Below are 21,699 nucleotides of genomic sequence, written 5' to 3'. Positions count from 1 at the left end.
GGATGGACAACCAGGCCGTTACGGTCAGCTAAAGGAGCTGCGCGGTTGCTACATATCAGGGGCGATAGGGTCTTGAAACGAGTCATCTGGCTGCTTACGGCCTGTCTTATGCTGGGACTGGTCGAGGCGCGTGCAGCGACTGCGGAGTTCACCGACTGCCGGGACGAGACAGCCTTGTTGCGTTCGCTGGAGCGTGAACGGGCCGCGGTCAACGCGCAGCGGCGGGTATTTGATTCCATTTATTCCGATCAGTTTGCGGCTGACCTGACCATAGAGCAGGCGGTGGCGCCAACCTCGACGCAACTCGGGCAGTGGAACTGGCCGGAGCAGATCGACTGTCCATCACTTGAAGAGCAGTACCAGAGTGCACGCGCCGGCCTGTTGCGCTCACAGCAACGGCTCAGCCGTCAGCAGGCGGTCTGGCTGGATCAGCCGGAGGCGGTGCGCGATGCACTGAGTCGGGTGTGGGAATCGCGGCAGAGACTGACCGCGCAGGCCGCAGCACTGCGCGCGGCCAGTGAGGCAGACAGCAGCCCCGCGCTGACCGCGAGCCTTGCGGCGGCGGAACAGGTGCAAGGGCGACTGAGTGAACTGCGCCGCGAGTTCTTCTCCCAGCTATCGGCACTGCATCTTGAAGTCACCCCCGGGCGCATCGCTGAATGGCTGGCACTCTGGCGACAGTCCTACGAGATCCGCCCCGCTGCGGGGCAGCCGGATGCGCAGACACTGTCCGCCTTGGCGCCGGTGCAACAACAACTGCTGCTCGATTACTACCGCCTGGCACGGCACGATGTGCTGGTGCAGCGCAATGCACTGAACAGCGTTCGCGGCTGGCTGTGGCAAGAGCGGGCCCGGGCCTTTGCGCAGCTTGATCCGCGCGAGACGCGCCATCTGTTGGCCGAGGAGATGCGCGCCTTCACCACCCGCCTGACCTGGCTGTTCAGCGATGTACGTCTGAGTTACCTGGATACCGGTGGGGCTGGGGGCAGAACCTCGCTTTGGCTAACGCTGGTGGAATATCTGTTTGGCATTCTGGCTGCCGTTGCATTGGTGGTGCTGGCGCGCGCGTCTGCAGCGCCGGCGGCCCGATTGCAAAGCCGTTTTGCGCACTGGAGTCGCAAGCGGCGGCTGGCGTCCAGGCTCAGCAGGGTGACCGCGAGCGTGCCGCTGTTACTGCCGTGGCTGGTGGGGTTGCTCGGCCTGCAGGTGCTGTACGAACTCTACACGCATTATCATCTGGCCCTATTGACCCTGCTGACGCCGCTGGCCCGGCTGTTCATCCTTTACGGGTTACTTTGCCTGGTAGGGGAATGGCTGCTGCAACGCATTGCGCAGCAGGCTGGCAGCTTTCTCAATCAGGAACAGCTGACACAGGTGCAACGCGCTGCGCGGGTTTCTGCCGCGGTGCTGGTGCTGTTTTTGCTGGCGAAGGACTTTGTGGCACTGGGAGTAGGTCCGTCCAGCTTGCTGGACTGGTGCCGGGTGCTCAGCCTGCTGGGCATCTTGCTGGCGTTGGGGTTGCTGCTGCGCTGCCGGCGGCAGGACTTTATTGATGCACTCAAGTCGGTGCTGCCATCGCGCTTTGATGACACTCTCGATCTGTTGTTGAGTGAGCGTTACTTTCTGCTGATAGCGCCGATCACTGCGCCGCCACTACTGGTAGCGCTGCTGGCCACCTTCCTGCACAAGTCGCTGTTCGACTATGACTGGTATCGTCGTTTGTTCGCGCGCAGCTTCAAACTTCGCGCCGCGGCTACGGAAAGCGCTCAGCCGGAACTTGAAAGCGATGCACAGGCACTGGCGGGCTATGAACACTGGTTTCTGGAGTCAGGCGACGCGCAGATACCCTTTATCGATTCGGGTCTGTACAGCCATGTGCGCAAGGGTCTGGACGCTTGGCTCGAGGACAAGAGCAGTGAGAATTCGCTGCTGTTGACCGGGCCGCGGGGTGCCGGCAAGTCTGCGGTGCTGCAACAGCTGTCCCAGGCGCTGGGTGAAGAGCACAGCGAGCTGCAGGTACGCCTGTGCAATGTGACTGGCAAGCTTTGCACCCGTGACGAGGTGCTGGCCCTGCTCGGCGACGCGCTTCAGTGTGATTTGACGGCGGGGCCACCGGCGCTGGTGCATACCGATGCCGAGCGACAGCCCACGCTGGTTATTCTGGATAACGCGCAGAACCTGTTCCTGCGTCGGGTGGGCGGGCTGAGTGGCTGGGAGACCCTGCTGGGCCTGGTCAACACGCGCATCGAAAATGTGTTCTGGCTGGTGGCTATCAATAATCAGAGCTGGGCCTATCTGAGCAATATCTACGGCAGGGATTACCAATTCCGCAAGGTGCGCACCACCCGGCGGTGGTCACAGAACGAAGTACGCTCGCTGATCCTGTCGCGCAACCACCTGAGCGGGTACAAGATTCGCTACGACGACATTCTGCTCGCTACCCGCGGTCCGGAGGCAGGCAATATTCGCAATGCCGAGCAGTTGTATTTCAGTCTGTTGTGGGATGCCTGTCAGGGTAATCCGTTGCTGGCGTTGCGGCTCTGGCTGCGCTCTATCCACCTGCAGGGCAATACCGTCGTAGTAGGGCTGCCGGATGAAGTCTCGGCCGCTGCACTTGAGCAGATGGACAACGATCTGCACTTTGCCTACGCCGCAATAATGATTCACGAGAACATGACCAGCGACGAGCTGGTTACGGTTACGGCATTGCCGGAGCGGGTGGTGCGCGCCGCCCTGAAGAGCGGTTACGACGCGGGCTTTCTGCAGCGCTCGGATAACAAGCGTTATCGCATCGTACCGCTCTGGTACCCCCCCATCATGAGGCTTCTGGCCAGGAAGAACCTGCTGCATGAATGACGATAATCTTGCCAGTCAGCTATCTACCTTTGTAGATATGTTCAACGCAGGGACCATATTCCTGTTGTTCTTCTGCATCTTCGTGCTGTGGCTGATCAACTGGCTGATCCGGCACATGATGGGCCGGGTGATGACGCGCTTCCCGTCACGCCGCTTTGCTGTGATGCAGCTCACCACCTTGCTGAGTTTTGTGCTCTACATCATCGGTGCGATCGTGTTGGTGGTAGGCGTATTGCGCCCGCCGCAGGAGTTTCTGATCGCGATTGGCGGCTCTGCAGCGGTGGCGGTGGGCTTCGCCCTCAAGGACGTGGCGGCGTCGCTGATTTCCGGTTTGATACTGCTGTTTGACCGCCCGTTTCAGGTCGGTGACAGAGTCACCTTTGATAACGTCTACGGCGAGATCATGGCGATCACCCTGCGTACGGTTCGGCTGCGCACGCTGGATGACAACATCGTCACCATCCCCAATTCGCGCTTTATTACCGACGTGGTGGCCTCGGGCAACCTCGGCGCAATGGATATGATGGTGGTAACCGACTTCCATCTGGCGCTTGATGCCGACATTCAGCAGGCCCAGGACATTGCCCGTCAGGTGATCGTGACCAGCCGTTTCGCGTATCTGAAGAAACCGGTGACCTTTGCCATAGAAGAAGTGCAGGTCGCCGAGCGCTTGGCCATTCGCCTGCGAGCCAAGGCCTATGTGCTGGATGTGGATTACGAGAAGGCATTCCAGAGTGATGTGACGGTACGGACGTCCGCCCTGTTCCGGGAGCGTGGGGTGTTGCGGCCGGCGGGCTGAGCGGGGTTTCTTAACTGCCGCCCCTCAGGGCGACAGATGAACCAGGGGGTTGGTGTTATTCAGCTTGCTGGCTCTTTGCCGGCTGCATGGTGGCCAGTTCACCGCGGCTCCAGCTGATCAGTTCACGCGCCAGTTGGTCCGACGCCGCGCCCAGCCCTTTTACCACTGCGGGAACCTGGGGATCGTCCAGCGCCTGTTCCAGCTGAAAGTGCCTGGCGGCAATGACGCGGCGTGTGGTGGGATCGACGAGCTTGGCATCCAGAGTGACGTTGACGCGTGGCGTGCCGTTCACATAAACGGTCTGGAACCGCCGCAGATCACTGTACAAATGGACGTCACTTTCCAGCGCCTGATTTTCGTTGGTGACGGTGTTGAAGCTCCCTTCTTGCTGAAACGCTTGAATCAGATGCTCGCGCAGCAGTGCGGGGTTGGGATCGCTCCAGCGCGCGCCCTGATAGCTGTTGATGGTGTTTTCATCCGGGCTGACCATGATGCGCGGGGCCTGCAAGGCGTAACTGGCGTCGGGTGTGGTGATGCGCAGCGAGAGCGGCAGTGGCTGGGCCTGACTCGCCGTAAGCTGTGGGCTCGGCAGCCGGTAAAAAGTAATGGGCTCGGCCTCGGGCAGCACCGTGCAGGCGCTGACCAGGCCCACCAGCAGTAGGCCGGCACCCAACTGCAACGTGCGACGCGCAATCATGGTTGAAACTCCTGTTTGTTTTCACGTCCCAGCAAAAAGCGGGCGGGGTCGTCCTGTAGCCGGCGGGTCAGCAGGCGCAGCTCGGCCAGCGTAGAACGTAGTTCGTTGATCGCGGGATCCAACTGCCCCAGACCTTGCATGCCGCTGGAAAAGGCCGCCTGGTTGTCATTCAGAATCTGCTCAAGGGTGGCACTTGACTGTGCTACCGAGGCCATCGCCTGTTCCGCGCTGTCGAGGGTTTGCGCGCCCTGGTTGGTGACCAGGCGATCGGCGTTGGCGATCAGCTGATTGCTTTGCTCCAGTGCAGCCTTGGCGGCGCGGCTGGTTTCGGTCAGCTCAACCAGTAGTTGCTGCAGGTTGCCGTCGGGGTTGGAGATGCTGTCGGTGGCCTGGTGCAGCCCTTCGAGGGTTTGGCTCAGGTGCTCGACGTTTTCCTCGGACAGAATATCGCGGGCACTGACGATCAACTTGTTGATGTTGGTCATCAGGTCCTCGCCGTTGGCCAGCAGGCTGGAGATGGGTGACGGCTTTGCCGGTATTACCGGGTCTTCGCCGTCCACGCCCTCCAGCGGCGGGCTGTTGAGTTTGTCGTGGCTCAGCTCAATGACCGAGTTGCCGGTGATGCCGGTGAACGACAGGCTGGCTGTAGTGCTCTGCTTGATGGGGACGCTGGGGTCGATGCGAATGCGTGCGCGCACCTTGCGCGGGTCTTCTTTATCGAGCGTCAATTCAGTGATGTCACCGATGCGAATGCCGCTGAACTGTACGGCGCTACCACGTGACAGGCCGGTGACCGCTTGCTTGAAGAGCACGGTGTAGTAGCGGTACTCGCTGCTGGTGCTGGAGCTGCTCATCCAGATGGCAAAGCTGATGGCTGCGAGTGCTGAAAGCACTGTAAACAGGCCGATCAGCACATGATGGGCACGGGTTTCCATGGTCTAGTTAGACTCCGGGGTAAGGGCTTGGTGGCTGGCGGCGGCGGCGCGGCCGCGGGGGCCATGAAAATAGTCCTGAATCCAGGTGTTGTCTGTTTCGCTGACGCGTTGCAGGCTATCGGCCACCAGTACGCGTTTTTCCGATAGTACCGCAACGCGGTCGCAGATGGCGTAGAGGGTGTCGAGGTCGTGGGTAACCAGGAAAACACTCAACCCAAGGGCGTCACGCAGGGTTTTGATCAATTGGTCAAAGGCCGCAGCGCCGATCGGGTCCAGGCCGGCGGTCGGCTCATCCAGAAACAGAATATCGGGATCCAGCGCCAGGGCGCGGGCCAATGCCGCGCGCTTGACCATGCCGCCGGACAGCATGGATGGGTATTTGTCGCCTGCCTCGGGCGGTAACCCGGTAAGCGCCACCTTCATGCGCGCCAGGTGCTCGGCATCCGGGCGGCTCAGGCCCGCGTGCTCGATCAAAGGCAGGGCGATATTTTCCAGCACGGTCAGCGAAGAAAACAGCGCGCCCGCCTGAAACAACACGCCGAATCGGCGCTCCTGTTGTGAGCGTTGCTCCGGCGACAGCGTCTGCAGGTCCTTGCCAAATACCTTGACCGAGCCGGCATTGGGTCGGCGCAGGCCGACAATGGAGCGCAGCAGCACCGACTTGCCGGTCCCGGAGCCACCCACCACGCCGAGAATTTCGCGCGGATAGATGTCCAGGTCCAATTGGTCGTGAATGGTCTGGCTGCCAAAGCGATTGACCAGGCCGCGCACTTCCACCAATGGCTGCTGCTTGTCTGTTTGCTCGCTCACCAGCCCATCTCCATATAGAACAGCGCTGCCAATGCGTCGACCAGAATCACCACGAAGATACATTGCACCACGCTGGAGGTGGTGTGCTCGCCGACAGACTCTGCGCTGCCGCTGACCTTGAAGCCTTCCAGGCAGCCGATAACGGCGATCAGAAAGGCAAATACTGGCGCCTTGGCGATGCCGAGCAGGAAATGCCTGAGTTCAATGTTCTGGTGCAGCATGCTGAGGTACATGGTTGGCGAAATGTCCAGCGACAGTGCGCAGACCATGGCGCCGCCGAACAGGCCAGAAAGCATGGCAATGAAGGTGAGGGCCGGCATGGCGATCAATAGCGCCAGTACCCGCGGCAACACCAGAATCTCCATCGGGTTCAGCCCCAGTGCACGGATTGCATCGACCTCTTCGTTGGCTTTCATCGAGCCGATCTGTGCGGTAAAGGCGCTGGCGGTGCGACCGGCCATCAGAATAGCCGTCAGCAACACGCCAAACTCACGCAGGAACGAGAAGGCAATCAGGTCGACCGTGTAGATGCTGGCGCCAAAGGACTCCAGTACGGTGGCGCCAAGAAAGGCGATCACCGCACCCACCATAAAGGTCAGTAGCGCGACGATGGGAATGGCATTGAAGGCGGTTTGCTCGATCTGCGCAACTATCGCGGTTAACCGCCAGTTGCCGGGACGCAACAGATTGCGTGCCAGGCCGCTGAGGGTCAGACCGATAAAGCCCAAGAGTTCGATGACGTGGGCATACAGTCCGGCCATGGCTGCGCCGATACGTTCAAGCAGCGCGATAAGCAGCAGGGGTTCGGATCTGATGGTGTCCGGTTGGTCGCTGCAACTGCTGGCAATGCGTTGCAACAGCGTGCGCCGTTCGCTGCTGAGGTCCTGACTGCTCTGGCTGGCGCGCTGCAATTGCTCCGGGCCCAGCAGCTCGGCCAGCAGTTGACCACCGGCGGTATCCAGTCCGGCCAGCTGGCTGAGATCTACTTCGCTGATACTCTGGCGCTGGCTGGCAGGAACCTGGGCGATCAGTTCGCGTAGTTCGCCGTAATGCTGGAGAGTCCAATCACCGGCTATACGCAGCGGTTCAGAGGCAGATTGGGGCAGGCGGAAAAAGGCGGATTCGGAAGTTGGCATGGAGTGGGTTGCCCGCGCTGCTGGCAGCGCGGGCTATGGCCTCAGGGCTTGCGCTTGATGCCGTAATCTTCGGACAAGGTGCCGGGGCCGCCGCTGTCCTTGGGAGCGTAATCGCGTGGTGGCTCGAGGCTGTCGAAGGCGCCTTCGTGGTGCTTGCGGCTGCCGGGCGCAATGGGCGCGTCTTGGTCCAGTGCGGCGAGCAGACGCTGGCGCGTCATGTCGTCAGGAGCCAGTTCCATGGCGCCATGGGTCAGGTGCTCCTGAATGTCCTGATAGCTGCGATTGAGCCGGCCGGCCAGGTTGGCGGTGGTCTTGAAATGCGACGCAACTTCCTGCTGATACTCTTCGAAGCGCAGTTGCAGACTCTCAAGCTGGGCCTGGGAGCTGGATGAGTTGCCGCTGCTGAAGCGTCGCGACACTTGGGCCAGTACTACGCCGATGACGACGCCTACTGCCAGGGCAATGGCTGTTGCTATCCAGAGATTCTCGCTTGCTTCCACCTTGGGTCCCTCATCTATAGGTTGATGCTGCCAGGCAATCGTATTTTTGCTGTCAGAGCATAGTCTTACGGTAACGACATTTACTGGCCAAGGCTAGTGTCTATATCGGTACCGGGCGTTCTATTCAGTGCCCCGGCGCCGCCTGTGCTGGTGCAGGCGTGTTCCTTGCCAGTCGCGGTGGCCAGAGGTCAGAATATCCTACTTGGAGCGCCGCTGTTGTCGGCAGTTCCGCATGTGCGACGCCATTCATGCAGTAGTAGTCACGGAGAATGCCATGAGCCGTCCAGGCGAAGAGCAGGTAGTTATAGAAGGGCCCGCCGGCCCGCTGGAAGCCTTACTGACCCGCGGGGATCGTCCGGGACTGGTGGCGATCATCTGCCATCCCAATCCTGTGCAGGGCGGCACCATGCAGAATAAAGTCGTGCATACCCTGATGCGTACTGCGCGGGATCTGGGCGCGGCGACCCTGCGGTTCAACTTTCGTGGCGTGGGCAGCAGTGCCGGAGAGCACGACTACGGTGTTGGCGAGGTGCAGGACTGCATTGCGGTTATTGAGTGGGCGCGCGCCGAACTGCAGATGAGCTCGCTCTGGTTGCTGGGGTTTTCCTTCGGCGGTTACGTTGCCGCAGCAGCGGCCTCAGCGTTGCCTGTGTGGCCTGAGCGCTTGATTCTGGTTGCGCCCTCGGTGGAAAAGCAGCGCTTTGCTGAGCTCAAGCCCTTGGGTGGGCCGGCCGTGGTGATGATGGGCGAAGACGACGATGTGGTCGCGCCCGAGGCGGTGTATGCCGCCTTCGCCGATGAGCCTGGTGCTACAGTGCAACGGTTTGCCGAGACAGGGCACTTCTTCCACGGCCAGCTAGTGCCGCTGAAAGCCGCTGTTGAGCAGGCCCTTGGCTAGTAGTCGGATTGCCAAGGGGGGAGCGGGCGAGTAGAGTAGCGCACCCGTCGTACTCCCTTTGGTAACAGCGTATGTCTCCCCTTGAGCGTTACAAGGCGGACCTTCAGCGTCCGGACTTCTTCCATGATCCAGCCCAGGAAAAGGCAGTTCGCCATCTGCAGCGCCTGTTTGATGAGCTGATCGCCAGTGACCAGGCCAAACCCGGATTGCTCGGTCGTTTGCGCGGCAAAAAGCCGGAGCCGGTCAAGGGGCTGTATTTCTGGGGTGGTGTCGGGCGCGGCAAGACCTACCTGGTCGATACCTTTTTTGACGCGTTGCCGTTTGAGCGCAAGATGCGTACGCACTTCCATCGTTTTATGCAGCGCGTGCATCAGGAACTCAGGGGGATGAAGGGCAAGAAGGATCCGCTCAAGCTGATTGCCGGGCGTTTTGCCGAAGAGGCGAGGGTGATCTGCTTTGACGAGTTTTTTGTCTCGGATATTACCGATGCCATGATTCTCGGTAGCCTCATGGAGGAACTCTTCGCGCAAGGGGTAACGCTGGTCGCAACGTCCAACATCGTCCCCGATGGCCTGTACAAAGACGGCCTGCAGCGGGCCCGCTTTCTGCCCGCAATTGCCTTGCTGAACAGTCAGACCGAAGTGGTCAACGTCGACAATGGCGTGGATTATCGCTTGCGCGCGCTGGAGCAGGCCGAGCTATATCACTGGCCCCTCGATTGCGAGGCCAACGCCAGTCTGCGGCGCAGCTTCGACAGTCTGGTGCCTGACATGGATGAGGTGGTCGAAGGCGAAGAGCTGATGATCGAGAATCGGGGGATCAAGTCGATCCGAGTCTGTGAAGACGTAGCCTGGTTCGAGTTTCGTGCGCTTTGCGACGGTCCGCGCAGTCAGAATGACTACATCGAGCTGGGACGTATCTTCCACGCGGTATTGATTGCCAATGTGGAACAGATGGGGGGCAGCAAGGATGACATGGCGCGCCGCTTCATCAATCTGGTCGATGAGTTCTATGATCGCAACGTGAAGCTGATTATTTCTGCTGAGGTTGAGCTCAAGGATCTGTATACCGGTGGGCGGCTGGAGTTTGAATTCCAGCGTACCCTCAGCCGGCTGCTGGAAATGCAGTCGCACGAGTTTCTGGCCCGCGCGCACAAGCCCTGATTATTCCTCGTGCTGGCGCTGGTATTGGCGCCGGTACTGGTTGGGGGACAGCTCGGTGTGTTGACGAAACAGCCGCGCAAAGAAGCTGGCGTCGTCGTAGCCCACATCGTAGCTGATGGTCTTGATGCTCTGTTGGCTGGTACTGAGCAGCGTCTTGGCCATCTCAATGCGTAGCCGCTGCAGGTACTGCAGTGGTTTGTCCCCGGTAGCCTGCTGGAATCGTCGCATGAAATTGCGAATGCTCATGCCGTGTCGGCTGGCAACATCCTCAAAGCGGAATTTCTCCGCAAAATGCCCTTCCAGCCACTGCTGAATCTGCAGTATCGCCAGGTCCTGGTGCATTTTTTGCCCGCCGAAGCCGATCACGCCGGGTGAGTAGTTGCGCTGCACCTCGTAAAACACATCCCTTGCCACGGTTTGTGCCACACCGGGGCCGCAGAGTCTTTCCGCCAGGTGTACGAAGAGATCGCGCCCTGAGCTGATACCGGCGGCGCAGAGTACGGCGCCGGCGTCGGTCAGGTGTTTGTCGCGCTGCAGCGCCACGTGCGGGAAGCGTGCGCTGAAATCATCGTAGTAGCGCCAGTAGGTGGTGGCTTCTCGCTGGTCGAGCAGCCCGGCGGCGGCGGCCCAGAAAGCGCCGTTGGCGACCGCGCCGATCAGTGCTCCTGCGGCATGCGCGCTTTTTAGCCACGGAATTACGGTGGGGTAGCGTGCCAGCAGTGCGTCGAAATCGCCCCAGAATGCCGGCAGGATAATCAGTTGCGGCGCGGTCTGGTCGATGCGGGTCTGAACGGGCAGCGGGTCCTGGCTGAAACTGGTTGCAGGGCGGTCGTCGGGTGCGGCTATTAAAGTGCTGAAGCTGGGTGTGAGTCCAAGGCCGCGTTGGCGCCCGTCGTTGAGACTGGCCATATAAAAGAAGTCTTTTGCCTGCATGACAGTAGAGGCAATGGTGCAGTCGGTGGCCAGAATGGCGACCTGCTGCAGCGCAGGCGAAGCTGAAGTTGACGCGGGCATGCTGGCTGTCTTTTGTGCTGTATCGGACAAGGTGCGGCAGAAATGCCGTGTTCAGCCTGGAGTTTGGCTTGCGCTGAGGGATGCGGTCAAGCGCATGACCTTAGGTTGAAGATCATGCGCCAGAGAGGATGGGGGTCAGGGAGCGGGGTTGGGTTGGCTCTGGTGGATCTCGGCGATGGCCTGCAGGATGCTGTCGGTGAGCCCCATGTTGACACTGCTCAGGTTGCGATTGAGCTGGTCCATGTTGGTAGCACCGATAATGTTGCTGGTAACAAAGGGCTGACGCGTGACGAACGCCAGGGCCATCTGCGCCGGGTCAAGGCCATGGTCGCGCGCCAGCTGCACATAGCGTGCACATGCCTTCTGCGCTTGCGGGTTGCTGTAGCGAGTGAAGCGGGTGAATAACGTCAGTCGGCCCTTCTCTGGCTTGAGGCCGTTGAGGTACTTGCCGGTCAGTGCGCCAAACGCCAGAGGAGAGTAGGCCAAAAGCCCGCATTGCTCTCGCAGCGACATTTCCGCCAGGCCAATCTCATAGGTGCGGTTCAACAGGTTGTAAGGGTTTTGAATCGAGACCACGCGAGGCCAGCCGCGCGCTTCGGCCAATTGCAGAAATCGGCTAACGCCCCAGGGTGTTTCGTTGGACAAGCCAATGTGGCGAATCTTGCCGGCCTGTACCTGCCGATCCAGCGCTTCAAGCGTGTCTTCGAAGGGGGTCAGCTCGTCGTCGACATGGTGCTGATAACCCAGCTGGCCAAAGAAATTGGTACGGCGATCGGGCCAGTGCAGTTGATACAGATCGATATAGTCTGTCTGCAGTCGCTTCAGACTGCCCTCAAGTGCGCTGTCGATGTGCTCGCGGGTGAACCGTGTGCGGCCGTCGCGCAGGTAGCTCAAGCCGTTGCCGGGGCCGGCAATCTTGCTGGCCAGAATCCACTTCTCGCGTTCACCGCGCTGCTGGAAGAAGGTGCCAATGATGCTTTCGGTGCGGCTGTAGGTCTCGGCCTTGGGTGGCACTGGATACATTTCGGCGGTATCAATGAAGTTGACGCCAGCATCGCGTGCACGATCAATTTGTGCGAAGGCATCAGCTTGCGAGTTCTGTTCACCCCAGGTCATGGTGCCAAGACAAAGGGCGCTGACTTTCAGGTTGGTGCGGCCGAGGGGGCGGTATTGCATGGCGTGCTCCTTGGTTGCCGAAGTGTGGGCCCATTATTGACCATGGATCCAAATAAAGGTTGTATTTTTTCAACGCCTTGGCATAATGCCCGCCACTTTCGACAGGATGCCTAGCCTGTCGTTGTTGTTTACAGCGCAGATGCCACCCAGACCCACGCAGCCCCCACTGAGTGTCTGTTCTAGGCTTTGTTGTCTTGTAAAAACACATTTCATTCTGTAAGATTCGCCGTCTTCTTTATAGAGCGGCCTCTGAGGCTAGGATTAATGAAAACCTTCAGCGCAAAAACTGAAACCGTAAAACGTGATTGGTACGTAGTTGACGCCAATGGTCTGACCCTGGGTCGTCTGGCTACCGAGATTGCTTCACGTCTGCGCGGTAAGCACAAGCCCGAATATACCCCGCACGTCGATACCGGTGATTACATCGTAGTCATCAATGCAGAAAAAGTGCATGTAACCGGTAACAAGACTCAGGACAAGATCTACTACAGCCACTCCGGGTTTCCGGGCGGCATTAAGTCGATCAACTTCGAGAAGCTGATCCAGCGTGCTCCTGAGCGTGTGATTGAGAGTGCTGTAAAAGGTATGTTGCCGAAGAACCCTCTGGGTCGTGCCATGTATCGCAAGATGAAGGTCTATAAAGGATCTGTTCATCCGCATACCGCACAACAACCCCAAGAACTGAAGATCTAACAGGAGTTCACTATGTCGGCGACACAGAACTACGGCACCGGCCGTCGTAAAACCGCCACCGCTCGCGTATTCCTGCGTCCGGGTTCTGGCAACATCTCTATTAACAACCGCAGCATCGACGTGTTCTTCGGTCGCGAAACTGCTCGCATGGTTGTTCGTCAGCCGCTTGAGCTGACCGAAAGCACCGAGAAGTTTGACGTGTATGTTACCGTCAGCGGCGGTGGTATCTCTGGCCAGGCTGGCGCCATCCGTCACGGGATCACCCGTGCGCTTATGGAATACGATGAGACTCTGCGCGGCGCACTGCGTAAAGCGGGTTATGTTACTCGTGACGCACGTGAAGTTGAGCGTAAGAAAGTGGGTCTGCGTAAAGCGCGTAAGCGTCCTCAGTACTCCAAGCGTTAATCGGCTTTTGCCGTTCAAAGCGCCCGGGCTTCCGCTGGAAGTGCCGGGCGTTTTTGTGTCTGCGGCAAGGTGTCGCAATGAACTATGCTGTCTGGAGCGGTTGAATGACGCGGCATTCGGTATAGTGTCTACCTGCCTTGGGAGTGGATATCACCTTGTCAAAAAAGGGGTTTTTCATTACCATCGGTTTCATTTTGTGCAGGCAGTATAAAACTTGAAAAAGGCCTTGGAAAAGGTCTGAAATTAGCTGATGGGAGACGACTGGATGAGTAATGACGGCGTGAATAATGGCCGGCGTCGCTTCCTGGTGGCCGCCACGAGTGTGGTCGGTGCCGCCGGAGCAGTAGGGGTCGCAACCCCTTTTGTGGGAGCTTGGTTCCCGAGCGCCAGGGCCAAAGCGGCTGGAGCGCCGGTGAAGGTGAATATCAGCAAGATCGAGCTGGGTCAGCAGATTGTTGTTGAATGGCGCGGTCAGCCAGTGTTCGTCTCTCATCGCACGCCTGAAGCGATCGCTCTGTTGGATGACACCGATTCAGAGGTGGCTGATCCGCAATCCGAAGCTTCCAATCAGCCCGAGTACGTCGACGGCAAGACGCGGGCGATCAAGCCTGAGTTGCTGGTCGTCATGGGTGTGTGTACGCACCTTGGCTGCTCTCCGCTGTTCAAGCCGGAAGTCGCATCTGCAGATATGGGAGCCGACTGGAAGGGTGGCTATTTCTGCCCCTGTCACGGTTCTCACTACGATATGTCCGGTCGGGTATTCAAGGGCCAGCCTGCGCCATTGAATCTGCCGGTTCCGCCTTATTCCTACGAGTCTGATGACATTGTCGTGATCGGCGTGGATCAGGAGAGTGCCTGATGAATAAATTGATGCAGTGGGTCAATGAGCGGATGTCGGTCAATCAGGTGATGGAAGATCACCTGACCAAGTATTACGCTCCCAAGAACTTCAACTTCTTTTACTTTTTCGGCTCGCTGGCTATGCTGGTGCTGGTCAACCAGCTGATTACCGGCATCTGGCTGACCATGAGCTATGAGCCTTCCGCTGATGGTGCGTTCGCGTCTGTCGAATACATCATGCGTGACGTGGAATACGGCTGGCTACTGCGCTATCTGCACTCGACTGGCGCGTCTGCCTTCTTTGTTGTGGTGTATCTGCACATGCTCCGCGGCCTGATGTATGGCTCTTATCAGAAGCCGCGTGAGCTGATCTGGCTGTTCGGTATGATGATCTACCTGGTGCTGATGGGTGAAGCCTTCATGGGCTACCTGTTGCCGTGGGGGCAGATGTCCTACTGGGGGGCGCAGGTAATCATCTCGCTGTTTGGTGCCATACCGTTCATTGGTCCCGATCTGGCACAGTGGGTACGCGGCGATTTCCTGATCTCCGGTATCACCTTGAACCGCTTCTTCGCGCTGCACGTTATTGCGCTGCCGATCGTGTTGCTGGGTCTGGTTGTGCTGCACATCATTGCGCTGCATGAGGTCGGTTCCAACAACCCTGACGGTATCGATATCAAGAAGTTCAAGGATGAGAACGGCAAGCCCCTAGATGGGATCGCCTTCCATCCGTATTACACCGTGAAGGATATCGTCGGTGTGGTGGTCTTCCTGTTCATCTTCTGCGGCATTGTGTTCTTCTTCCCGGAAATGGGTGGTTACTTCCTCGAGAAGCCGAACTTTGAAATTGCCAACCAGTTGAAGACGCCTGACCACATTGCGCCGGTATGGTACTTCACGCCGTTCTACGCGATTCTGCGAGCGGTGCCCTCGATTGCCGGCTCGGCGTTCCCTGGTGTTGTTGCCATGGGTGCGGCCATCGCGGTGCTCTTTGTTCTGCCCTGGCTGGACCGCAGTCCGGTGCGTTCGATCCGTTACAAGGGTTGGATGAGCAAGCTTGCGCTGTTCCTGTTCTGCGTGGTCTTTGTGATTCTCGGAATTCTGGGCGCGGTGCCGTCCACTCCGGCACTGACCAAGCTGTCGCAAGTTTGTACCGTACTGTACTTCGCGTTCTTCATCCTGATGCCGTTTTACACGCGCCTGGAGAAGACCAAACCGGTTCCGGAGAGGGTTACTGGCTAATGAAAAAACAATTGATTGCCCTGTTTTTCGCGCTGGTTCCGGCGGTCTCCATGGCTGCTGGTGGGCACGGCGTCGCACTGGATGCGGCGAACATTGATCTTACCGACAAGGCTGCGATGCAAGATGGTGCGCGCACATTCGCCAACTACTGCATGGGTTGCCACTCTGCGCAGTATCAGCGTTATGAGCGAGTAGCAAACGATCTGGGTATCCCTGAGCAGCTGATGCTGGACAATATTGTGTTCACCGAAGGCACCCTTATCGGCGAGCACATGAAGAACGGCATGCGTCACGACGACGCCAAAACCTGGTTTGGTGCAGCGCCGCCGGACCTGACTTTGGTTGCCCGTGTGCGCGGTACCGACTGGCTGTATACCTACCTGCGGACCTTCTATGAGGATCCCGAGCGCCCATTGGGTGTCAACAACAAGGTATTCCCCAATGTGGGTATGCCCAATGTGATGGCAGAGCTGCAAGGGCGCCAGGTGGTGGGTTGCAAAGCCATGCCGGTTAAGAGCCATGATGGCAAGGTTCAGCGCGATACCCTGACCGGCGACATCATGAAAGAAGAGCAGTGTGATGTGCTGACCATCGTGCCGGATACCGGTACGCAGTCGGAGGAGGAGTTCGATACTACGGTGAAAAACCTGGTGACCTTCCTGGCCTACTCGGCAGATCCGGTCAAGCTGGAGCGTCAACGCATTGGTGTTTATGTGCTGCTCTATCTGGCCTTCCTGTTCGTGTTTGCTTACTTGTTGAAGAAGGAATACTGGCGCGACGTGCATTGATAGCCGGTATTTGCTGATGATCGGTGCGCGCCCTTTGGGGCGCGCACTTGTTTCTAGGGTATAATGCCGTTTCGTTTGCGCGGGCAGAGGCTCGCGTTTTCTTGTGTTTCATGCTGCATTCAGTGTGCTTGCCGCAGTCCGCTAAAGGATGAGGGTTGATTTATGGGCGTCACCGCCAACAAGCGTTCTTCGATGGCTTTTTTCTCCGATCCACGTGACCACTACTGCCACCGCGTACGTATCGTACTGGCGGAGAAGGGTGTGACCGTCGATGTGGTTGATGTAGAGCCTGATAATCACCCGCAAGAGCTGGCTGAAACCAACCCTTACAACAGCGTGCCGACGCTGCTGGATCGTGACCTGGTGCTCTACGAGCCCAACATCATGATGGAATACCTGGATGAGCGTTTCCCGCATCCGCCGCTGCTGCCAGTCTACCCGGTGGCGCGGGCCAACAGCCGCCTGCTGATGTATCGGGTGCAGCGTGACTGGTGTCGTCTGGTGGACATTATTGTTGATGCCAAAAGCGCACCGGCTGCTGTCACCAAGGCGCGTAAGGAACTCCGTGAAAGCTTGACCGGTGTCGCACCGGTATTCGCGGAGATGCCTTTTTTCATGAGCGATGAATTTAGCCTGGTTGACTGCTGCATTGCCCCTATTCTCTGGCGTTTGCCTGAGCTCGGTGTCGAGCTGCCAAAGCAAGCGAAGCCGCTGCAGGATTACATGGATCGCGTGTTCCAGCGTGAGGGTTTTATTGCCAGTCTTTCTGCTGCCGAGAAGGAAATGCAGTAACTCATTCGACGCAACCAGAGGAGCAAGGCATGACGGAGATGAATTCCAGTCGCCCCTACCTGATTCGAGCGCTGTATGAATGGATTCTGGATAATCAGTGCACGCCCTATCTGTTGGTTAACGCAGGCTTTCCAGGCACCGCTGTGCCTGAAGGTTTTGTTGAAGACGGCCAGATAGTGCTGAATTTATCACCCAGTGCAGTGCGTCAGTTGGATATGGATAACGAGCGCATCTGCTTCGATGGTCGCTTTGGCGGCGTTGCCCAGCAGGTATGGATTCCAGCCGAGGCGGTCATGGCCATCTATGCACGTGAAAATGGCCAGGGCATGGTCTTTGAGGTTGAGCCTGTCAGTCCTCCGCCTGCGCCGACTGACAGTAGTGACAGTGCCGGAAAAGCGCCGAGCAAGCCCGACAGTGGCCGGCCTTCATTGAAGGTGGTGAAGTAGACTGCACTGTGTAGAGATAAAAAAAGCGCCACCTCCAGTTTGGGGTGGCGCTTTTTTTTACGGCCGTTGGAATGCTTAGTTGATGTACTCGAACAGCTTGACGATGCGCTGAACGCCACCTACCTGCTGAGCTTCGGAGACGGCCATGGTAGCTTCGCTTTGGCTGACCAGGCCCATCAGGTACACCACGCCGGCAACGGTGACGACCTTGATACGGCTACCAGGGATGTTGCCGTCGGTCAGCAGGCGCGCCTTGAGGTTGGCGGTAATCAGCGCATCCTGATTGCGAGCCAGTAGTGACAAGGGTGCGATGGTGCTCAGCTCGTTGTGCACCACCTTTACACGCTGGGTGTTCTTGGCCGCTTCGCCAGCAATTGCGATGAGCTCTTGACGCGGCACCTGGCCGGCAAGGAGGACAACGCCGTTGTAGCTGGTGACAGAGATGCGACCCTGGCGTTCTATGTCGGGGTGCGCTTTGTTGACGTTGACCGAGACTTTGGTCTCAATGAACTGATCATCAATACTGCTGCCAAGGGTGCGGGTGCCGCGATCGTCTTCAATGGGGGTGTCGCGGGCGGCGGTCAATACACTGGTGCAGCCGGTGAGTAATACAAAAGCAGTAACAGCGAACAGGCGGATCATTCCTCGCTCCCGAACAGTTGACGATCAATCAGGTCGCACAAACAGTGAATGGCCAGCAGGTGCACCTCTTGGATGCGCGCGGTAGAGCGGGCAGGTACCCGAATCTCGACGTCCTCAGGCAATAACAGTGAAGCCATTGCGCCGCCATCGCGGCCGGTCAGTGCGACCACCAGCATCTCGCGGTCGTGAGCGGCCTGGATGGCCTGCATGACGTTGGCGGAGTTGCCGCTGGTAGAAATAGCCAGCAGGATGTCGCCGGGCTGACCCAAGGCGCGGATCTGCTTGGAGAAGACCTCTTCGTAGCTGTAGTCATTGGCAATCGAGGTGATGGTCGACGCGTCGGTGGTCAGCGCTATGGCGGGCAGGCTTGGGCGTTCGCGCTCGAAACGGTTGAGCAGCTCGGAGGAAAAGTGCTGAGCATCGCCGGCAGAGCCGCCGTTGCCGCAAGTCAGGATTTTTCCCTCGTTGAGCAGCGCATTGACCATGGCTTGGCTGCCTTGCTCTATGCTTGGGCCGAGCACATCCATGGCGCGGGTTTTGGTCTCGATGCTGTCGGTGAACAGCTGTCTGATGCGGTGTTGCATGTCCATAGGAGAACTCGCTAGCAAGTGAAAGCCTCTCGGATCCAGTTATAGGCAGCAGGATCCGCGGGATTGCCTTCGGCGGCAATGACATCGAAGCGGCAGGGGCGGTTGGCCAGTTTCGGATGATGCAGAAGAAAGTGCTGGGCGGCCAGGATGACGCGCTGTTGCTTAGCCTGGTTGACACTTTCTGCTGCGCCACCCCAGCGGTTGTGGCGCCGGTAACGCACTTCGACAAATACTACTGTATCCCCATCACGCATGACCAGATCAAGCTCGCCTTGCTTGCATCGGTAGTTGCGCGCGAGACAGCTTAGACCGGCCCGGCACATGATTTGTTCAGCCAGGGCCTCGGCCTGATTGCCTGTTCGTTGCTTGGGCGTAAAACGCAGCATTAAAAGCGTTCGTCGAGTACCGCCGGTTCCAGTAGACCGTTTTCGATCTGCCCCCACGCCAAATCACGCTGAATGCGTCCGCCCTGGCCGAGCGAGAGCAGGCCTGTGGCGCCGTCAATGCGGGTGTCCGGATACTGGCGCATCTGGGGTAAGCGGCTAAAGATGCGCTGCGCGTCTATGCCCATGGCGTAGAGGCGGCCCAGTGGGCCCGCGGCTTGTGGCCAGTTGCTGGTGACGCTCGCGTAAAGCGGGTCGTCCTGATCCAGAAGCCAGGGGGTTTCTGCTACCAGCAGGCCATCCAGGTCAGTGTTTTGCGTGCCACTGGGGTCCACTTGATAGGAGTGCGAGGTGGCGTAGACCGGCAGGTCGGCAGCGTACTGGAAAGCAAGGGTGGGCTTGATCTGTCTGGCCTGCAGCGGTGTAGCGGCAAGAAATAGCGCATCCAGGTCCTGGCGGGGTGTTGGTTGTGCTTTGACGTCGCCCAAGATGCCCTGAATGTTGTTGGCGCGCCGTTCGCTCTGGCGGATTTTCAACAGTTCGCCCATCTGGTTGGCGACGGTAGCCGGCTGGTCGACGATCTCCTGCCCCAGCAGCTCCCCGCCTAGCGCTTCCCATTGTTGCTTAAAGGCGTAATTGGCGCGTTGGCTCCAGTCGTCGCTGGTGGTCAGTGTCGCCATGCGACGGCGTCCGTCTTCCCAGGCGCGCACGGCGGCCGAACGGGCTTCATCTTCTGGCGCCAGGCCAAACTGGTAGAAGGTCAGCGCATTATTGCTCTGCTGCTCGCTGTAGTTGAGCGACAGCACAGGCAGTGGCAGCTCTGGTAGGCCGGCAAGATAAGCAACCTTGTCCTTTTCCAGTGGCCCGATGATCCATTGCACGCCCTCCGCCTTGGCCTGATTCAGTGCCTGCAGCGTATCCACGTATTGGGTGCTGTCATACAGGGTGACCTGTGGCTGTTCTATGCCTTGGCTCTGCGCCTGATATTGCGCAGCCAGAAAGCCGTCACGTAGTGCTTGGGCGACATTGGCCAAGGGGCCGGAAAAAGGTAGCAGCAGGCCAATGTGAGTGGGACGGCTGGCTTGCAGCTCCTGCAGTTGCTCCATCGCGTCGGGAAGCTTGCTGTTGGCAGGGTGGTTGGGGTAGGTCTCGCGCCAGGCCTGCAATGCTTGAATCTGCAGGTCCAGGTTGCTGTTCTGGCGGTTAATCAGTGCCAGTTGTACCCAGCCGGCAAACTCGCCGGTGGCAGAGGTAGAGGCTTGCTGCAGGGTAGGGGTGCTGGCCTTGGCGAGGCTATCCCAGATTGCCTGTTGGTTGTTGCTCTGCGAGGTTTCCGGTAGCAGGCTGTTGATGAACATGCGCTCACGTGCGGCATCGATCGGCTGTTCGTTGGCGTCGTAGATGTCGGCACGCAGTTGTTGCACGCGTAGTTGCTCTTCCAGTGGGCGACTATCGAGTTGCTGAATTGAGGGGTGCTGCATGGCGCGCAGCGCGCCGGCGTTATCGCCCATCGCGAGTGCGCTCTGGGCCTGCAGTTCGCTGAAGCGGATCTGTTGCTCGGTCGGCAGTTTGCTTTGGGGCACGCGTTGCAGAATCTGTTGGGTGCGTTCGGCATCGCCGGCCTGCATTGCGGCCTGGGCGGCATACAGGCGCATCAGGTCCGCTTCAGCGCCTTCTTCACGGTCTGCATCTTTTAACAGTTGATCTACCGAGGCTTGTGGCGTGCGCGGCAGGTCGTCCAGTTGGGTTGGCTGAGATGAGCAACCGACCACCAGCCAGCTAAATGCAATGCTAAGGGCGGACAGGCGAAGAGTGCGGGGCATGCGGAGGTGTCCTTACGCGGCGGGTCGCAGCGAGAGTGCTTCCCTTGAGATGATCAATGTGAGCATTGTAACCAAGGGCCCTGCCAATCTCCAGGCAATCGCAGTGGTCGTTGCTGCTCCTGTACAATGTGTCACAGATTACTACTCGGGGTATTTATGACGACCAGCACCGGTACGCTCTATGTGGTTGCCACGCCCATTGGCAACCTGCAGGACATCACGCCGCGCGCGCTTGAGGTACTGCGTTCGGTGGCCTTGATCGCCGCGGAGGACACCCGCCACAGTGCGCGCCTGATGCAGCACTTCGGTATCGCCACGCCGATGACCGCCTGTCACGATCACAACGAACGTGACAAGGGTGAGCGGTTGGTGGCGCGCTTGCTGGCTGGAGATGATCTGGCGCTGATCTCGGATGCCGGTACACCCTTGATTTCGGATCCTGGCTATCACCTGGTGCGGCAGGCGCGGGAGGCTGGGGTCAGGGTGTCGCCCTTGCCCGGTGCCTGCGCGTTGATTGCTGCTCTAAGTGCAGCGGGCTTGCCGTCGGACCGCTTTGCCTTTGAGGGCTTCTTGCCTGCCAAAGCGCACGGTCGTCGGCAGCGACTGCAGGATCTCGCAGCGGAGCAGCGTACCTGGATGGTCTATGAAGCGCCGCATCGTCTTTTAGAGTGTCTGGATGATATGCGCGAGATCCTCGGCGGCGAGCGGCGGGTGGTGTTGGCTCGGGAGTTGACCAAGACCTTTGAAACGCTGCGCAGTGCGCCGCTGACGGAGCTGGCAGATTGGGTTCGGGGTGACAGTGATCAGCAGCGCGGTGAATGTGTGCTGGTAGTGGAGGGTGCACCCGCGCCGGCGGTCGATGCAGTTTCGGCAGAAGCCGAGCGGGTTCTTGACGCACTATTGCACGAGCTGCCGGTAAAGCAGGCTGCGCGTCTGGCTGCGCAGATCACCGGTGAGCGCAAGAATCAGCTTTACCAGTTGGCGTTGCAGCGAGGCGAGCAGGGCGACTGAGGTCGAGCGCTGTGCGGTGTTTTCTGCTTGCTCTGGGTGGCGAACGCGGCTAACCTTGCC

Annotated in this window: 23 protein-coding genes; 12 read left to right on the top strand and 11 right to left on the bottom strand. The window is 59.0% G+C overall.

The genetic code is table 11. From position 1 onward, the window contains the following. Nucleotides 1–108 precede the first annotated feature (108 nt). Both BLU26_RS08225 and BLU26_RS08220 read left to right on the top strand, forming a co-directional pair. Entirely contained in the window at nt 109–2,856 is a 2,748-nt protein-coding gene (locus BLU26_RS08225; protein WP_092285601.1) for an AAA family ATPase, read from the top strand. Further along, nucleotides 2,849–3,655, top strand: a complete 807-nt coding sequence (locus BLU26_RS08220) for a mechanosensitive ion channel family protein (RefSeq protein WP_092285599.1) — start codon at nt 2,849–2,851, stop codon at nt 3,653–3,655. Before BLU26_RS08225 ends, BLU26_RS08220 begins: the two co-directional genes overlap by 8 nt. A gap of 55 nt (nt 3,656–3,710) precedes the next feature. On the opposite strand, the gene BLU26_RS08215 is transcribed toward BLU26_RS08220, so the two are convergent. Genes BLU26_RS08215 through BLU26_RS08195 form a run of 5 tightly spaced genes read right to left on the bottom strand, consistent with a single transcriptional unit; the run spans nt 3,711 to nt 7,733 of the window. After that, on the bottom strand, nt 3,711–4,352 hold the full coding sequence (locus BLU26_RS08215) for an ABC-type transport auxiliary lipoprotein family protein (protein WP_092285597.1): 642 nt from the start codon (nt 4,350–4,352) through the stop codon (nt 3,711–3,713). Continuing rightward, nucleotides 4,349–5,287, bottom strand: coding sequence for an MlaD family protein (locus tag BLU26_RS08210; RefSeq protein WP_092285594.1), 939 nt, complete (start codon nt 5,285–5,287; stop codon nt 4,349–4,351). Before BLU26_RS08210 ends, BLU26_RS08215 begins: the two co-directional genes overlap by 4 nt. A gap of 3 nt (nt 5,288–5,290) precedes the next feature. Next, nucleotides 5,291–6,097 carry an ABC transporter ATP-binding protein gene (locus BLU26_RS08205; RefSeq protein WP_231702026.1) on the bottom strand — a complete coding sequence of 269 codons (807 nt, stop codon included), beginning with the start codon at nt 6,095–6,097 and terminating at the stop codon, nt 5,291–5,293. Further along, nucleotides 6,094–7,233 carry an MlaE family ABC transporter permease gene (locus BLU26_RS08200; protein WP_092285590.1) on the bottom strand — a complete coding sequence of 380 codons (1,140 nt, stop codon included), beginning with the start codon at nt 7,231–7,233 and terminating at the stop codon, nt 6,094–6,096. The genes BLU26_RS08205 and BLU26_RS08200 overlap by 4 nt, the downstream gene beginning before the upstream one ends. A gap of 41 nt (nt 7,234–7,274) precedes the next feature. Then, on the bottom strand, nt 7,275–7,733 hold the full coding sequence (locus BLU26_RS08195; RefSeq protein WP_092285588.1) for a YhcB family protein: 459 nt from the start codon (nt 7,731–7,733) through the stop codon (nt 7,275–7,277). Nucleotides 7,734–8,007: 274 nt separating this feature from the next. Here BLU26_RS08195 and BLU26_RS08190 point away from each other — a divergent pair, with 274 nt between their 5' ends. Then, the gene (locus tag BLU26_RS08190; protein WP_092285586.1) at nt 8,008–8,631 is read left to right on the top strand and encodes an alpha/beta hydrolase; all 624 of its coding nucleotides are present in this window, start codon (nt 8,008–8,010) and stop codon (nt 8,629–8,631) included. Nucleotides 8,632–8,702: 71 nt separating this feature from the next. Next, entirely contained in the window at nt 8,703–9,794 is a 1,092-nt protein-coding gene (zapE, locus tag BLU26_RS08185; RefSeq protein ID WP_092285584.1) for a cell division protein ZapE, read from the top strand. Here the strand turns inward: zapE and BLU26_RS08180 are convergent, their stop codons facing one another. Further along, complete coding sequence (locus BLU26_RS08180) at nt 9,795–10,808, bottom strand: GlxA family transcriptional regulator (RefSeq protein ID WP_092285582.1); 1,014 nt, start codon at nt 10,806–10,808, stop codon at nt 9,795–9,797. It abuts the gene before it with no gap. A gap of 135 nt (nt 10,809–10,943) precedes the next feature. Beyond that, a complete protein-coding gene (locus tag BLU26_RS08175; protein WP_092285579.1) occupies nt 10,944–11,984 on the bottom strand; it encodes an NADP(H)-dependent aldo-keto reductase in 1,041 nt (346 codons plus the stop codon). A 264-nt stretch (nt 11,985–12,248) separates the two neighbouring features. On the opposite strand from BLU26_RS08175, the gene rplM reads away from it, so the two are divergent. The 7 genes from rplM (at nt 12,249) to BLU26_RS08140 (ending at nt 17,190) form a co-directional block, all read left to right on the top strand. Beyond that, on the top strand, nt 12,249–12,677 hold the full coding sequence (gene rplM / locus BLU26_RS08170; protein ID WP_092285577.1) for a 50S ribosomal protein L13: 429 nt from the start codon (nt 12,249–12,251) through the stop codon (nt 12,675–12,677). 12 nt (nt 12,678–12,689) lie between these two features. Beyond that, nucleotides 12,690–13,082, top strand: a complete 393-nt coding sequence (gene rpsI / locus BLU26_RS08165; protein ID WP_092285575.1) for a 30S ribosomal protein S9 — start codon at nt 12,690–12,692, stop codon at nt 13,080–13,082. 265 nt (nt 13,083–13,347) lie between these two features. Then, entirely contained in the window at nt 13,348–13,941 is a 594-nt protein-coding gene (gene petA / locus BLU26_RS08160) for a ubiquinol-cytochrome c reductase iron-sulfur subunit (protein WP_092285573.1), read from the top strand. Further along, on the top strand, nt 13,941–15,164 hold the full coding sequence (locus BLU26_RS08155) for a cytochrome b (RefSeq protein ID WP_092285571.1): 1,224 nt from the start codon (nt 13,941–13,943) through the stop codon (nt 15,162–15,164). The genes petA and BLU26_RS08155 overlap by 1 nt, the downstream gene beginning before the upstream one ends. Beyond that, on the top strand, nt 15,164–15,952 hold the full coding sequence (locus BLU26_RS08150; RefSeq protein ID WP_092285569.1) for a cytochrome c1: 789 nt from the start codon (nt 15,164–15,166) through the stop codon (nt 15,950–15,952). The genes BLU26_RS08155 and BLU26_RS08150 overlap by 1 nt, the downstream gene beginning before the upstream one ends. 162 nt (nt 15,953–16,114) lie before the next feature. Next, nucleotides 16,115–16,744, top strand: coding sequence for a glutathione S-transferase N-terminal domain-containing protein (locus tag BLU26_RS08145; protein ID WP_092285567.1), 630 nt, complete (start codon nt 16,115–16,117; stop codon nt 16,742–16,744). Between the two features lie 38 nt (nt 16,745–16,782). Beyond that, nucleotides 16,783–17,190, top strand: coding sequence for a ClpXP protease specificity-enhancing factor (locus BLU26_RS08140; protein WP_092288413.1), 408 nt, complete (start codon nt 16,783–16,785; stop codon nt 17,188–17,190). 75 nt (nt 17,191–17,265) lie between these two features. On the opposite strand, the gene BLU26_RS08135 is transcribed toward BLU26_RS08140, so the two are convergent. From BLU26_RS08135 to BLU26_RS08120, 4 genes are read right to left on the bottom strand one after another with little or no spacing between them, the layout of a single operon-like run. After that, complete coding sequence (locus BLU26_RS08135) at nt 17,266–17,832, bottom strand: BON domain-containing protein (RefSeq protein WP_092285565.1); 567 nt, start codon at nt 17,830–17,832, stop codon at nt 17,266–17,268. After that, complete coding sequence (locus tag BLU26_RS08130; protein ID WP_092285563.1) at nt 17,829–18,422, bottom strand: phosphoheptose isomerase; 594 nt, start codon at nt 18,420–18,422, stop codon at nt 17,829–17,831. The genes BLU26_RS08135 and BLU26_RS08130 overlap by 4 nt, the downstream gene beginning before the upstream one ends. Nucleotides 18,423–18,433: 11 nt before the next feature. Next, nucleotides 18,434–18,808, bottom strand: a complete 375-nt coding sequence (locus BLU26_RS08125; RefSeq protein ID WP_092285561.1) for a YraN family protein — start codon at nt 18,806–18,808, stop codon at nt 18,434–18,436. Beyond that, nucleotides 18,808–20,628 carry a penicillin-binding protein activator gene (locus BLU26_RS08120; protein ID WP_092285559.1) on the bottom strand — a complete coding sequence of 607 codons (1,821 nt, stop codon included), beginning with the start codon at nt 20,626–20,628 and terminating at the stop codon, nt 18,808–18,810. Before BLU26_RS08120 ends, BLU26_RS08125 begins: the two co-directional genes overlap by 1 nt. A gap of 156 nt (nt 20,629–20,784) precedes the next feature. On the opposite strand from BLU26_RS08120, the gene rsmI reads away from it, so the two are divergent. After that, complete coding sequence (rsmI, locus tag BLU26_RS08115; protein WP_092285557.1) at nt 20,785–21,639, top strand: 16S rRNA (cytidine(1402)-2'-O)-methyltransferase; 855 nt, start codon at nt 20,785–20,787, stop codon at nt 21,637–21,639. Nucleotides 21,640–21,699: the final 60 nt, after the last annotated feature.

The sequence above is a fragment of the Halopseudomonas sabulinigri genome (genome assembly GCF_900105255.1).
GTDB classification, from domain to species: Bacteria; Pseudomonadota; Gammaproteobacteria; order Pseudomonadales; family Pseudomonadaceae; genus Halopseudomonas; species Halopseudomonas sabulinigri.
Note: the sequence above shows the minus strand (reverse complement) of the source record. Positions and strands in the feature narration are given on the sequence as shown.

Bases quoted from the DNA above. Each gene is read 5' to 3' on its own strand.
- petA (WP_092285573.1), top strand. From the start codon at position 13,348: ATGAGTAATGACGGCGTGAATAATGGCCGGCGTCGCTTCCTGGTGGCC.
- BLU26_RS08225 (WP_092285601.1), top strand. From the start codon at position 109: ATGCTGGGACTGGTCGAGGCGCGTGCAGCGACTGCGGAGTTCACCGAC.
- BLU26_RS08135 (WP_092285565.1), bottom strand. From the start codon at position 17,832: ATGATCCGCCTGTTCGCTGTTACTGCTTTTGTATTACTCACCGGCTGC.
- BLU26_RS08180 (WP_092285582.1), bottom strand. From the start codon at position 10,808: ATGCCCGCGTCAACTTCAGCTTCGCCTGCGCTGCAGCAGGTCGCCATT.
- BLU26_RS08120 (WP_092285559.1), bottom strand. From the start codon at position 20,628: ATGCCCCGCACTCTTCGCCTGTCCGCCCTTAGCATTGCATTTAGCTGG.
- BLU26_RS08175 (WP_092285579.1), bottom strand. From the start codon at position 11,984: ATGCAATACCGCCCCCTCGGCCGCACCAACCTGAAAGTCAGCGCCCTT.
- BLU26_RS08190 (WP_092285586.1), top strand. From the start codon at position 8,008: ATGAGCCGTCCAGGCGAAGAGCAGGTAGTTATAGAAGGGCCCGCCGGC.
- BLU26_RS08150 (WP_092285569.1), top strand. From the start codon at position 15,164: ATGAAAAAACAATTGATTGCCCTGTTTTTCGCGCTGGTTCCGGCGGTC.
- BLU26_RS08140 (WP_092288413.1), top strand. From the start codon at position 16,783: ATGAATTCCAGTCGCCCCTACCTGATTCGAGCGCTGTATGAATGGATT.
- BLU26_RS08155 (WP_092285571.1), top strand. From the start codon at position 13,941: ATGAATAAATTGATGCAGTGGGTCAATGAGCGGATGTCGGTCAATCAG.
- BLU26_RS08210 (WP_092285594.1), bottom strand. From the start codon at position 5,287: ATGGAAACCCGTGCCCATCATGTGCTGATCGGCCTGTTTACAGTGCTT.
- zapE (WP_092285584.1), top strand. From the start codon at position 8,703: ATGTCTCCCCTTGAGCGTTACAAGGCGGACCTTCAGCGTCCGGACTTC.
- BLU26_RS08145 (WP_092285567.1), top strand. From the start codon at position 16,115: ATGGGCGTCACCGCCAACAAGCGTTCTTCGATGGCTTTTTTCTCCGAT.
- BLU26_RS08220 (WP_092285599.1), top strand. From the start codon at position 2,849: ATGAATGACGATAATCTTGCCAGTCAGCTATCTACCTTTGTAGATATG.
- BLU26_RS08200 (WP_092285590.1), bottom strand. From the start codon at position 7,233: ATGCCAACTTCCGAATCCGCCTTTTTCCGCCTGCCCCAATCTGCCTCT.
- rpsI (WP_092285575.1), top strand. From the start codon at position 12,690: ATGTCGGCGACACAGAACTACGGCACCGGCCGTCGTAAAACCGCCACC.
- rplM (WP_092285577.1), top strand. From the start codon at position 12,249: ATGAAAACCTTCAGCGCAAAAACTGAAACCGTAAAACGTGATTGGTAC.
- rsmI (WP_092285557.1), top strand. From the start codon at position 20,785: ATGACGACCAGCACCGGTACGCTCTATGTGGTTGCCACGCCCATTGGC.
- BLU26_RS08215 (WP_092285597.1), bottom strand. From the start codon at position 4,352: ATGATTGCGCGTCGCACGTTGCAGTTGGGTGCCGGCCTACTGCTGGTG.
- BLU26_RS08130 (WP_092285563.1), bottom strand. From the start codon at position 18,422: ATGGACATGCAACACCGCATCAGACAGCTGTTCACCGACAGCATCGAG.
- BLU26_RS08125 (WP_092285561.1), bottom strand. From the start codon at position 18,808: ATGCTGCGTTTTACGCCCAAGCAACGAACAGGCAATCAGGCCGAGGCC.